Here is an 11,217-nt window from a genome sequence, read left to right as displayed (position 1 = left end):
GGTGCCGCCCTGTCCGCACCGCCACGGGTGGGCGCGTAGCGGTGCAGGACAAAAAGCGCGGCGCCGATTGTCTAAATCTGTAATCAACTGGGTATGGGGCATTTGTGTTCTTGACGTGATCCGACGGCGGCGGTTTGGGGATTTAAAAAAGGCGAAAGCGGCGCGCCTGCCGCAACGCAGCGTTGCGTCCTCGCCTTTAACCAGCCGGTCTGGCTTTCGCGTTAGGTAGACATGTGATCCCATCGGTCTCTCCCGTTTTCCACCGATATGGCGGGCCATCGCAAAATGGCGAACACTAACCCCCTAACAACGCTTCGCGGCCATTGACGACGCGCAAAGAACTTTACCGTTCTGGAGGGAGAGACAGCCAAACAAGGCCGCCCTCTGCCGAGCAATCGACAGTGGTGTATCCAACGATCTCCGAAGAGCCGAGCGACACATCTTCCCCGCACAACTTGCGCGTTCAATGCGGTCGTCCCCGAAACCTAAAAACTTTGCCCCCCAGTTGGGCAGGCCCATAAATACGCCTCGGTCAGCTATGTAGAAAGAGGAAAGTGGCAAGAAAGTGCTGATACGCCACTTTTCGGTCATGTTTCGTCAGGATGAAATGAATGGCTGCACACGCAAAGGTAGTGCATTGTTTCCAATTCATCTGAACGGATACTCATCCAACTGCCGAAAATATCGAAAAATAATAGAGAACCGAACTATCGTTCCGGAGTAAATATTTATTGTTTCGATATCTGATACAGAAAGCACCGCGTGCCCACAAATTCAACTATACCGATATGCGCCATTTCTAAAAAGCACAGAATGGAACCAATAGGGTGTACCAGCGAGGATTTCTTCAAAAAATGTAGGTAGTGTTTGCTGACACGTCCGAATCATCTGCTGGGCGAAAGAGTAGTCAACGGCTCAAACGATACGGGAAATTCACCTTAAAACAGCCCGTTTTCAATACGAGACTGTGATCGTGCAGCGGCATCGAACAGCCGCATTTCCCGACTGCAAAGCAATAATTACATCATTTTTGACGCAAAATTATCTTTGCAGGGCCATTGGATCGACCTCAGGCGACATGACAACCAGCCTGCTAAGACTGCGATTGTTGTACCAGTCCAGCACAATCCCACCATCGGCACAGAAGTCGAACGAACGCGCGACTCGAAAGCAGTCCGATACGAAACCACATCACTGGTCGAAACTCTATTTCACGGAAAACCCTGTCGAAACAAGGTGGTACCCAAGGCCGGACTCGAACCGGCACGCCTCGCGGCGGGGGATTTTGAATCCCCTGCGTCTACCATTCCGCCACTTGGGCACAATGGGGGTCTGTTACCGTGCAACGCGCCCCGCGGCAAGAGCAATTTTACCGCTTTTGCTTGACCCCGTTCGATTGTTCTGGTGTTGCCAGTTTACGGACAACCTTTACCGGAGAAATCAGTATGATCCGACGGCTTTATGACTGGGTTCTTGGCCTGGCGAACCATCCACACGCACTTTGGGCGCTTGCGGTTGTCGCGTTCCTCGAAAGCTCGGTTTTTCCTATTCCACCGGATGTGTTGATGATCCCGATGATCCTCGCTCGCCCCAGCCGGGCGTGGTTGATCGCAGGGGTTGCGCTTGTGGCGTCGGTTTTGGGCGGCATGTTGGGCTATGCCATCGGGGCGCTCGCGTTTGAACAGTTGGGACAGCCGATCCTCGCCAGCCTCGGCAAAGGCAACGCGATGGCTGAATTTTCGACGCGGTTTAATGATGTCGGTTTTTGGGCGGTGCTTGGCGCAGGGGTCACGCCCTTCCCGTACAAGGTGATCACAATCATGTCTGGCTGGACCGGCATGCCGCTGGCGACCTTTATCGTCACCTCTATCCTCGCGCGTGCGCTACGTTTCTTTATCGTCGCGGGGCTGCTGTGGAAATTTGGCGCACCGATCCGTGACTTTATTGAACGCCGCCTGCCATTGGTGTTTACCGTATTTGTCGTGCTGCTGTTTGGCAGCTTCTTTCTACTGAGGTATCTGTGATGACCCGAAACTTCTATGTCTTGATCGCCACGCTTGGCTCTGCGGCACTGTTACTGGGGGCCTTTGGGTTCCAGCACATCGGCGGCTACGCCCCGTGCCAAATGTGTCTCTGGCAGCGTTGGCCCCATGCCGCGGCGATTGTCATCGGGGTGATTGTACTATTCGGCGCGCCGCGTGCATTGATCTGGCTTGGGGCCCTCTCGGTGGCTATTACTGGCCTCATCGGCGTCTATCACGCGGGGGTCGAATGGAAATACTGGCCCGGTCCGTCGTCCTGCACCGGTGGCGGCATGGATCTGGGCACCATGAGCGGGAGCGACCTGCTGTCCACGACAGCGCCTTCCGGTCTGGTCATGTGCGACGCTATCGTCTGGCAGTTGTTCGGGCTTTCCATGGCAGGATGGAACGCCGTCGCATGCGCCGTACTGCTGGCGTTCTGGGTCTCTGCGGCGCGCAGGTCTCGCTAATATATCCGGCAGGTCGCCGCGCTAAACGGCGACCTGCCCCGCCTTGCGAGTCTTCAGCAACAAGCTGGTTTCGCTGGCGACCACCCCATCAAGTTTGCGGATACGGGCCAGAACCTCGTCAAATTCCTCGAGCGTTTTGGTCCCGATTTCAACTATCACATCCCACCGCCCATTGGTCGAATGCACCGCGCGCAGCGGCGCCATGCCGGCAAGCGTACGCGTGATACGTTCCGTCCCGCGGCCTTCGATTTCGATCATCATCAAGCCGCGCACGGGATCGGCCCTGACATCCGATCGTGTCACGACGGTAAACCCCAAAATTTCTCCGTTTTGTTGCAAGCGCGCCAGTCGCGCACGCACCGTTGTGCGCGACAACCGTAAGGCGGCGGCAAGATCAGAAAGCGAGGCTCGCGCGTCATCGCGCAGGGCTGCCAAAATTGCTTCGTCCGTATTGTCCATAGTGTTTGCCCAAATTGGATAATTATTCTCCGATTTGGTCACTTTAGTTGATTGTTGCTGATCATACCAACCAGATAATCTGCATGAAACTCGGAATAAAGGACCGCTTGTATGACTGGACAAAACTGCATTCTTCTTGGCGCGCCGCTGGACAGTGGCAAGCGTCGTTTGGGCTGTTTGATGGGCCCCGACGCATATCGTACAGCTGGACTGGCGCGCGCCCTGACCGATCTGGGCCATGATGTCACCGATCGCGGCAACGTGGCCCCCGCAGCGTTCACCCCCGGTCAGCACCCCAAGCTGCACGCGCTTGAAGAGACCATCGCTTGGACTCATAGTCTGGCTGACGCCACCCAAGCGGCCCTGCAAGACGGCACACCCATCATCATGGGCGGCGATCATGCGCTGGCGTCCGGCACCGTTCTGGGCGCGATGCGCCATGCGCAGGCGCAGGACCGTCCGCTGTTTGTGCTTTGGCTGGATGCCCATAGCGATTTCCACACGCCCGAAAGCACCGACAGCGGCAATCTGCATGGCACGCCATTGGGCTATGTCACGGGCCGCGAAGGCTTCGACGCGTTCCCTGCTCTGCCCTATGCCCTGCCGCATGATAATATCGCGATCATCGGGCTGCGGTCCGTCGACGCCGCGGAACGAGCTGCGTTGCAGGAAACCACCATCCAGCGCGTCGACATGCGCGAGATTGATGAAACCGGGATCGCCACGCCACTGAACACCTTCCTTGAAAAGGTCGCGGCCGCGAAAGGGATGCTGCATGTCTCGCTTGACGTGGATTTCCTTGATCCGTCCGTTGCACCTGCTGTTGGCACAACTGTCCCTGGCGGTGCGACGGTACGCGAAGGTCATCTTGTCATGGAGATGCTGCACGACAGTGGGCTCATGACCTCGCTTGATCTGGTCGAACTGAACCCGTTTCTTGATGAACGGGGCCGCACCGCGCAGCTGATGGTTGATCTGGCTGCCTCTGCCTTTGGCCGCTGGGTTTTCGACCGCCCCACCCGTGCATATTGATTTGACTGAAAGGCTCCCTGCCATGACCAAGCTGACCCCCTCCGACAAAGCGCTGGTGCCCTTTGTATCCGTCGACAACATGATGAAGCTGATCCATCACGTCGGGTTAGAGCCCATGCTGATTGGCCTCGGCGACTATATTGAGGCTGACTTCAAGCGATGGGAGCTTTTTGACAAAACGCCCCGCGTTGCTAGCCACTCGGAACAAGGTGTGATCGAACTGATGCCGACCTCGGATGGTGAAGTGTACGGGTTCAAATACGTCAACGGTCACCCCTCGAATACCGCCGACGGCTTGCAGACCGTGACCGCCTTTGGTCTGCTGGCGAATGTGGCCAACGGCTATCCGGTGCTGCTGTCCGAGATGACGATGCTGACCGCGCTGCGCACGGCGGCGACGTCGGCGGTGGTGGCGCGGCTGCTGGCCCCCAAGGGCGCGCATGTGATGGCAATGATCGGCAACGGGGCGCAGTCCGAATTCCAGACCCTCGCCATGAAGGCCATCGTCGGTATCGACGAGGTGCGGCTTTACGACATAGACAAAGATGCCACCGCCAAATGCGCCGCCAACCTTCAAGGTCTGGGCATCAAGATCGTGCCCTGCGGCACCGCCGAAGAGGCCATGCTGGGCGCACAGATTGTCACCACCTGCACGGCGGACAAGCAATATGCCACCATCCTCACCGATAACATGATTGGCAGCGGCATCCACATCAACGCCATCGGCGGTGACTGTCCGGGCAAGACCGAGCTTGCCCCCGCGATCCTGCACCGTGCAGGGATCTTTGTAGAATACCCCGAACAGACCCGTATCGAGGGCGAAATCCAGCAGCTAGAATCGGACCATCCCGTTACGGAAATCTGGCAGGTTCTGACCGGTCAGGCGCAGGGGCGCACGGATGACAAGCAGATCACCCTGTTCGACAGCGTCGGCTTCGCGATCGAGGATTTCTCGGCGCTGCGGTATGTGCGCGACCAGATCAAGGCGACCGATCTATTTGATCCCCTTGACCTGCTGGCCGACCCCGAAGATCCGCGTGACCTTTTCGGAATGCTTCAACGCGCCAAGTAACTGGCAAAACGGGGCTATCTCGGCGCGGTCACATCATGGTGATATAGCCAGTTGAACGCGCCGACCATCGCCCCGGGGGCAAGGGTGCTGGCCACCTTCAACCCCAGATGGGCGGCTGTCCGTACCGCACCGGGGCGCAGGTGATAGCGCGTGGCATTGCCTGCCGCCGCTTTGACGACACGGGTAACACGCGGTTGGCGCAGGCTTTGATAACGGGTTAGCGCTTGTTCTGCAGAGTGGTTCAGAACGCTGTCGGCCAGCACCCATGCATCTTCTAGCGCCATATTGGCCCCTTGGGCGAGGAACGGCAGCGTCGGATGCGCAGCATCGCCAAGCAACGCGACCCCGCCCTGATGCCAAGTCTGTGCCACGGGATGTAGATGCAGCCCCCAAAGCGTGCATGTCTCGACCGCGTTGATCATTGCCTTCGCACGACCGCCAAAGCCTGCGAACGCCTGCTTTAGATTGGCCGGATCGTCAAAGCAGCTCCATCCTTCGGCAGCCCATCCGTCCCGCTCTTCCACCGCGACCAGATTCACCAGTCGTCCACCACGTAAGGGGTAGCTTACCAGATGCCGCCCCGGTCCCATGGTTACATGCGCCTCGTTCGGATGGTCAAAGGTATTGGGTACGACAGCCCGCCATGCCACCTGTCCGGTGAACTCTGCCTGATCTGCGCCATTCAAAACCGCGCGCGCGCGGCTATGAATGCCGCTGGCATCCACGATCAGCTCGGCCCGTCGGTGCGATCCGTCTGTGAGGCGCAGTTGCGGCGTGGCACCGGGCGTCACCTCTGCCACCTCGACGCCCAGCTCAATCGACACATTGCCTCGTTTGGCAGCCCCCAGAAGGATGTCCACCAGATCCGCACGATGCACAAACATATATGGGTACGCACCCTGCCCGCGCATCAGGTCAAGCCGTGCGACACGCGTGCCTGTCTTATAGTCCTGCAACACGACCGCCTGCCCCCGCACGGCGGCGCGTTCGGTCAGCTTGGATTCGAGCCCCATGGCGCGCAGTACCGCGATGCCGTTTGGACTGATCTGCAAGCCTGCGCCAACCTCGGTAATCGCGGGGGCCTGTTCAAGTAGAGTGACGGCCATGCCCCGACGTGACAATGCCGCCGCTGCGGCCAGCCCGCCGATCCCACCACCTATTACAATTGCGTTGCTGATACCCATGTTACCAAGCCTGTCTTGTCAGCTTCATACACAAAAGCGCCGGGCTCTCACCGCGGCGCTTTCATTATTATTCTCATACGAATGCCATCATGCGCGACACCGTCTTCAGGCGATCAATCGTCGCGGTGGACTTTCTCGCGGCGTTCGTGACGCTCTTGCGCCTCGAGGCTCATTGTTGCGATTGGACGCGCGTCGAGACGCTTCAGCGAGATAGGTTCACCCGTGACAGAGCAATACCCGAATTCACCTTCGTCAATGCGGCGCAGCGCCCCGTCGATCTTGCTCACCAGCTTGCGTGCGCGGTCCCGTGTGCGCAGTTCAAGCGCACGGTCTGTCTCTTCGGAGGCCCGATCGTTTACATCTGGGATATTCCGCGTGCCGTCCTGCAAGCCTTCGATGGTATCGCGGCTTCCTGCCAGCAGTTCGGATTTCCAATTCAGTAGCTTGCGTCTGAAGTATTCAACTTGCCGATCATTCATGAACGGTTCGTCTTCAGCGGGTGTATAGCCATCCGCCAAAAAAACTTCCTGCTTCATATCATTCCCCATCGCGGTCTTTAATCCCTGTCATGAAGGCGCGTCTCCCGACATCACTCCCGTGGCGTGCATCTAACGCAGCGTTAGCGGATTGTCACTACACAATGCTTATGTTTGTTGGTTTAAGGACCAAGAATAGCGCGTTGAAGAAGGTTGAAAACAAGATGAAATTCCAAGGTACTCAAGATTACGTTGCCACAGATGACCTCACGATTGCGGTAAATGCGGCCGTGACGCTGGAACGCCCTCTGCTTGTAAAGGGCGAACCGGGTACAGGTAAAACGGAACTTGCGCGTCAGGTTTCGAATGCGCTGGGCTTGCCGATGATTGAATGGAACATCAAGTCCACGACCCGAGCACAACAGGGCCTGTACGAATATGACGCCGTCAGCCGGCTACGCGACAGCCAGCTTGGCGAAGAGCGCGTGCACGATGTAAAGAACTACATCCGTAAGGGCAAGCTGTGGCAGGCCTTCGAAGCGGAGGGCAAAAACGTGTTGCTGATCGACGAGATCGACAAGGCGGACATTGAATTCCCCAACGACCTCTTGCAAGAGCTCGATAAGATGGAGTTTTTCGTCTATGAGACCGGCGAAACGATCAAGGCGGTGAACCGCCCCATCGTGATCATCACCTCAAACAATGAAAAAGAGCTGCCCGACGCCTTTCTGCGCCGCTGCTTCTTCCACTATATCCAGTTCCCCGAGATGGACACTCTGCGCAAGATCGTCGAGGTTCACCACCCTGGCATCAAGGACGCCTTGTTGACCACCGCATTGACCCAATTCTACGACATCCGCGACCAGCAAGGCCTGAAGAAAAAGCCGTCGACGTCCGAAGTTCTTGATTGGCTGAAACTTCTATTGGCCGAAGATCTGGAGGCGTCCGATCTGAAAAAAGACGGCAAATCTGCCCTGCCCAAGCTGCACGGCGCGTTGTTGAAGAACGAGCAGGATGTGCATCTGTTTGAACGCCTTGCCTTTATGGCCCGCGCGCAAAAGTGACCCGAAAAGGGCGCGGCACGCCGCGCCCTGACGCGCCTGATATTGTCCGCTGCCCCGTTATTTCATGGCGACCAGCGAAATAGCTTTAATAGCTTTACTTGTGACGTTCCGGCAACGATGGTCACAAGCCTGCCTTATTTGTTAACATTTTTCTCTAAATTGACATGCTTGCTCCCTAGAATGGTCGGGATAGCGGGCGAAAAAACACCTGTAATCAGCTCAAAAGGGCAGTCAGGTTTATGATGCATATGATTTTCGCACTGTTCGTGCGCACCGCGTTGGATATCGTTAAAGTCGCCCGAACGGTCTTTACGTCTGTCGCAGCGGGGGCGCGTCCATGAAAAAGATCCTCCTGTTGCCCCTCGTGCTAGCGGTCAGTGCCTGTGTTCCGGCCTCGCACCCCGGTGTGGTCACCCGCGCCGCGATGGAGCCCGCCTCGACGTCCTCTTTGCCCGCGATGAAACGGTTCACTGTGCATCAATCGCTGCCCGCGCCGCGGTCCAACAACGATTTATCACTTGATTTCATCGAGCTGTCGTTCCGTATGGAAAGCGGTAAAGAGCTGCCCGTTTTCACCCGTTTCGAAGGCCCCGTCAGCGTGCGCGTCATCGGTGCGCCGCCGCCGACCCTCGGCCCTGACTTGACCGCGCTGATGAACCGTTTGCGGCAAGAGGCCCGCATCGACATCAGCCCGACAACCAACCCGGCAGCCAATATCACGGTCGAAGCCGTCAGCCGTCGCACCATCAGCAAGGTGCTGCCGCAAGCCGCCTGTTTTGTGGCCCCGAATGTCAGCAGCCTTGATGAATACAAGAAAGTCCGCCGCACCGCGCAGACCAACTGGTCCTTGCTGAAAACCCGCAGCCGCGTGTCGATATTCATCCCCAATGACGCCAGCCCGCAAGAGGTCCGCGACTGCCTGCACGAAGAGCTGGCCCAAGCCCTCGGGCCGCTGAATGATCTTTACCGCTTGCCGGATTCAGTCTTCAACGATGACAACGTGCATACCGTGTTAACCGGCTTTGATATGACAATTCTGCGCGCTTATTACGATCCTGCGCTGCGGTCCGGCATGACACGGGGTCAAGTGGCCAACGCCCTGCCCGGCATTTTTGCACGGATCAATCCCGGCGGCACCTCGACCCAAGCACGGTTTGTGACCCGCACCCCACGCGAATGGAACGCCGCCGTTCAAGGCGCTCTTGGACCCGGCCGGTCCAGTGGTCAACGTCAGGACGCTGCCTATAGCGCCATTAAGATCGCGCAAAGCCTCGGCTGGCAGGATCACCGCCGCGCCTTCGCCCATTACGCAATGGGCCGCGCCTTGCAATCTGGTGACGCCGAAGCCGCGCATGAACAGTACAAGATGTCCGACCTTTTCTACGCGCGCACCCCCGGAACGGACCTGCACCGCGCCTATGTCGCGACGCAACTGGGGGCTTATGCTGTGTCCAAGGGTCAGGGTGACGAAGCGCTGCGTCTGATCGCGCCCCATATCAACACCGCACGCTTGCGCGAAAATGCCGCCTTGCTCAGCACCTTGCTGTTGTTGCGTGCCGAAGCGCTTGAACTGGAAAACCGCGCGGCCGAGGCGCAGGCCGTCAGGCTGGACAGTCTGGGCTGGGCACGGTACGGATTTGGCTCTGACTGGGCTGTGCGGGCCAAAATGCGCGAGATCGCGTCGCTTAACCCGCTCAAATAATTAGCGAAACGGGTTAAAATGATCGTCATACTTCTCGCCGTGATCGGCGCTGTTATCGGGGGGCTGACCGCCCGTAAACGCAACGGAAACCGCAAGGATATTGCTCAATACGCGGTGGGCTTTGCGATGGCCTTTATCATCGTGGGCATGATCCTTACAGTCGTTCTGGACCGAGTCCTAACCGGAGCGTAATATATGTTTCTGCCGTTCTTTGAGCAACTGCGCCAGCATAAGGTGCCTGTGTCCATGCGCGAGTTTCTGGCGTTTCTCGATGGTATGTCGGCCGGGCTTGCGACCTATGACGTAGACGCGTTCTACTATCTTGCGCGCACCAGCATGGTCAAAGACGAACGCAACATCGACAAGTTCGACCGCGCCTTTTCGGCAGCCTTCTCTGGTCTTGAAAACATCAGCCTCGACGAGGTGATGGAGGCGGTGGATATCCCGCATGAATGGCTGGAAAAGATGGCTGAAAAGCATCTGACCGCGGAAGAAAAAGCCGAGATCGAAGCCGCGGGTGGTTTTGACAAACTTATGGAGACGCTGCGCAAGCGGCTTGAGGAACAAAAAGAACGGCATCAGGGCGGCAACAAATGGGTTGGAACGGCGGGCACCTCGCCTTTCGGCGCATATGGCTACAACCCAGAAGGCGTACGCATCGGCCAGAATGAATCGCGCCATCAACGCGCGGTCAAGGTCTGGGATAAACGCGAATTCAAGAACCTTGACGATTCCGTTGAACTGGGCACCCGCAACATCAAGGTCGCGCTAAAACGTCTGCGCCGGTGGGCCCGTGACGGAGCGAATGACGAATTCGATCTGGGCGGCACGATCCGCGCCACGGCAGAACACGGCTATCTCGATGTGAAAACCCGCCCCGAGCGGCGCAATGCGGTCAAGGTCTTGCTGTTTTTGGATATTGGCGGCTCTATGGACCCGCATATCAAAACCGTCGAAGAACTGTTCAGCGCCGCCAAGTCCGAATTCAAACACCTCGAACACTTCTATTTCCACAACTGTCTCTACGAAGGCGTCTGGCGCGACAACCGTCGCCGCTGGACCGAACAGCTGGACACAATGGAAGTTCTGCGCACCTACGGTTCTGATTATAAATGTATTTTCGTCGGCGACGCATCCATGTCCCCCTACGAGATCGCCTATCCCGGCGGGGCCAACGAACATTGGAATGCCGAAGCCGGATCAGTCTGGCTGTCACGCGCGCGCGAACAGTGGACCAGCAACCTTTGGATTAACCCGATCCCCGAGAAATACTGGCCCTACACGCAATCGATCAAAATGGTGCAGGAAATCTTTGGACAGGATGCCATGGTGCCCATGACCCTCGAAGGGCTGAGCCGCGGGATGAAGACGCTGACCCGGTAATCAGGAGAGTGTCCGATCTTCTGTGTAATTGCGATCTGGTCCATGCTTCCTGAGAGGAGCAAGGACGATGACCATATCCGAGGAACTGCTGGACGAACTACTGAAGGGCTGCGAGCGGCCTGAAGATCTGCTTGGCGATGCCGGTCTAATGAAAGAGCTCAAGATCAAGCTGATGGAGCGAATGCTCGGTGCTGAGTTGACGTCACATTTGGGCTATGAAGACGGCAAGGATGCCCCGCCTGATCAGACCAACCGTCGCAACGGGTCATCCGCCAAGAGATTGAAGGGGCAAGACGGCGAACTGCCTATCGCTGTGCCACGGGACCGGGACGGTAGCTTCGAACCTGAACTGGT

12 protein-coding genes and 1 tRNA gene are annotated in these 11,217 nt (G+C 57.6%); 9 read left to right on the top strand and 4 right to left on the bottom strand.

The window, feature by feature from the left end:
• Nucleotides 1-1,237: 1,237 nt before the first annotated feature.
• Nucleotides 1,238-1,321: transfer RNA gene (locus BLQ98_RS04570), tRNA-Leu, on the bottom strand.
• A gap of 124 nt (nucleotides 1,322-1,445) precedes the next feature.
• Between BLQ98_RS04570 and BLQ98_RS04565 the strand changes: the two genes are divergently transcribed.
• Both BLQ98_RS04565 and BLQ98_RS04560 read left to right on the top strand, forming a co-directional pair.
• Nucleotides 1,446-2,024: a YqaA family protein gene (locus BLQ98_RS04565; protein ID WP_093732165.1), complete on the top strand. Its 579-nt coding sequence runs from the start codon at nucleotides 1,446-1,448 to the stop codon at nucleotides 2,022-2,024.
• Complete coding sequence (locus BLQ98_RS04560) at nucleotides 2,024-2,491, top strand: disulfide bond formation protein B (RefSeq protein ID WP_093732164.1); 468 nt, start codon at nucleotides 2,024-2,026, stop codon at nucleotides 2,489-2,491. The genes BLQ98_RS04565 and BLQ98_RS04560 overlap by 1 nt, the downstream gene beginning before the upstream one ends.
• Nucleotides 2,492-2,512: 21 nt before the next feature.
• On the opposite strand, the gene BLQ98_RS04555 is transcribed toward BLQ98_RS04560, so the two are convergent.
• Nucleotides 2,513-2,950, bottom strand: a complete 438-nt coding sequence (locus BLQ98_RS04555; RefSeq protein WP_093732163.1) for an Lrp/AsnC family transcriptional regulator — start codon at nucleotides 2,948-2,950, stop codon at nucleotides 2,513-2,515.
• A 111-nt stretch (nucleotides 2,951-3,061) separates the two neighbouring features.
• On the opposite strand from BLQ98_RS04555, the gene rocF reads away from it, so the two are divergent.
• Nucleotides 3,062-3,982, top strand: coding sequence for an arginase (rocF, locus tag BLQ98_RS04550; RefSeq protein ID WP_093732162.1), 921 nt, complete (start codon nucleotides 3,062-3,064; stop codon nucleotides 3,980-3,982).
• A 22-nt stretch (nucleotides 3,983-4,004) separates the two neighbouring features.
• On the top strand, nucleotides 4,005-5,054 hold the full coding sequence (locus tag BLQ98_RS04545; RefSeq protein ID WP_093732161.1) for an ornithine cyclodeaminase: 1,050 nt from the start codon (nucleotides 4,005-4,007) through the stop codon (nucleotides 5,052-5,054).
• 14 nt (nucleotides 5,055-5,068) lie between these two features.
• Here BLQ98_RS04545 and BLQ98_RS04540 read toward each other — a convergent pair whose 3' ends face one another.
• Nucleotides 5,069-6,238: an FAD-dependent monooxygenase gene (locus BLQ98_RS04540; protein ID WP_093732160.1), complete on the bottom strand. Its 1,170-nt coding sequence runs from the start codon at nucleotides 6,236-6,238 to the stop codon at nucleotides 5,069-5,071.
• A 113-nt stretch (nucleotides 6,239-6,351) separates the two neighbouring features.
• Nucleotides 6,352-6,786: an RNA polymerase-binding protein DksA gene (dksA, locus tag BLQ98_RS04535; RefSeq protein ID WP_093732159.1), complete on the bottom strand. Its 435-nt coding sequence runs from the start codon at nucleotides 6,784-6,786 to the stop codon at nucleotides 6,352-6,354.
• Between the two features lie 152 nt (nucleotides 6,787-6,938).
• Here dksA and BLQ98_RS04530 point away from each other — a divergent pair, with 152 nt between their 5' ends.
• The 5 genes from BLQ98_RS04530 to BLQ98_RS04510 form a co-directional block, all read left to right on the top strand.
• Entirely contained in the window at nucleotides 6,939-7,778 is an 840-nt protein-coding gene (locus BLQ98_RS04530) for an AAA family ATPase (protein ID WP_093732360.1), read from the top strand.
• Nucleotides 7,779-8,115: 337 nt separating this feature from the next.
• The gene (locus BLQ98_RS04525) at nucleotides 8,116-9,480 is read left to right on the top strand and encodes a DUF2927 domain-containing protein (protein ID WP_093732158.1); all 1,365 of its coding nucleotides are present in this window, start codon (nucleotides 8,116-8,118) and stop codon (nucleotides 9,478-9,480) included.
• An 18-nt stretch (nucleotides 9,481-9,498) separates the two neighbouring features.
• A complete protein-coding gene (locus BLQ98_RS04520; RefSeq protein WP_093732157.1) occupies nucleotides 9,499-9,672 on the top strand; it encodes an apolipoprotein acyltransferase in 174 nt (57 codons plus the stop codon).
• 3 nt (nucleotides 9,673-9,675) lie between these two features.
• Nucleotides 9,676-10,863, top strand: a complete 1,188-nt coding sequence (locus BLQ98_RS04515; protein ID WP_093732156.1) for a vWA domain-containing protein — start codon at nucleotides 9,676-9,678, stop codon at nucleotides 10,861-10,863.
• Nucleotides 10,864-10,930: 67 nt separating this feature from the next.
• The coding region (locus BLQ98_RS04510) for a transposase (RefSeq protein WP_208596019.1) at nucleotides 10,931-11,217 on the top strand (287 nt) is incomplete at its 3' end.

The organism is Sulfitobacter litoralis (assembly GCF_900103185.1).
GTDB lineage: Bacteria > Pseudomonadota > Alphaproteobacteria > Rhodobacterales > Rhodobacteraceae > Sulfitobacter > Sulfitobacter litoralis.
The sequence above is the reverse complement of the archived record's forward strand: the minus strand, read 5'-3'. Positions and strand labels throughout refer to the sequence as shown.

What these genes read in the sequence shown, in the direction of transcription:
- BLQ98_RS04520 (WP_093732157.1), top strand. Translation starts at nt 9,499, where the DNA reads ATGATCGTCATACTTCTCGCCGTGATCGGCGCTGTTATCGGGGGGCTG.
- BLQ98_RS04560 (WP_093732164.1), top strand. Translation starts at nt 2,024, where the DNA reads ATGACCCGAAACTTCTATGTCTTGATCGCCACGCTTGGCTCTGCGGCA.
- BLQ98_RS04530 (WP_093732360.1), top strand. Translation starts at nt 6,939, where the DNA reads ATGAAATTCCAAGGTACTCAAGATTACGTTGCCACAGATGACCTCACG.
- BLQ98_RS04540 (WP_093732160.1), bottom strand. Translation starts at nt 6,238, where the DNA reads ATGGGTATCAGCAACGCAATTGTAATAGGTGGTGGGATCGGCGGGCTG.
- dksA (WP_093732159.1), bottom strand. Translation starts at nt 6,786, where the DNA reads ATGGGGAATGATATGAAGCAGGAAGTTTTTTTGGCGGATGGCTATACA.
- BLQ98_RS04545 (WP_093732161.1), top strand. Translation starts at nt 4,005, where the DNA reads ATGACCAAGCTGACCCCCTCCGACAAAGCGCTGGTGCCCTTTGTATCC.
- rocF (WP_093732162.1), top strand. Translation starts at nt 3,062, where the DNA reads ATGACTGGACAAAACTGCATTCTTCTTGGCGCGCCGCTGGACAGTGGC.
- BLQ98_RS04525 (WP_093732158.1), top strand. Translation starts at nt 8,116, where the DNA reads ATGAAAAAGATCCTCCTGTTGCCCCTCGTGCTAGCGGTCAGTGCCTGT.
- BLQ98_RS04565 (WP_093732165.1), top strand. Translation starts at nt 1,446, where the DNA reads ATGATCCGACGGCTTTATGACTGGGTTCTTGGCCTGGCGAACCATCCA.
- BLQ98_RS04555 (WP_093732163.1), bottom strand. Translation starts at nt 2,950, where the DNA reads ATGGACAATACGGACGAAGCAATTTTGGCAGCCCTGCGCGATGACGCG.
- BLQ98_RS04515 (WP_093732156.1), top strand. Translation starts at nt 9,676, where the DNA reads ATGTTTCTGCCGTTCTTTGAGCAACTGCGCCAGCATAAGGTGCCTGTG.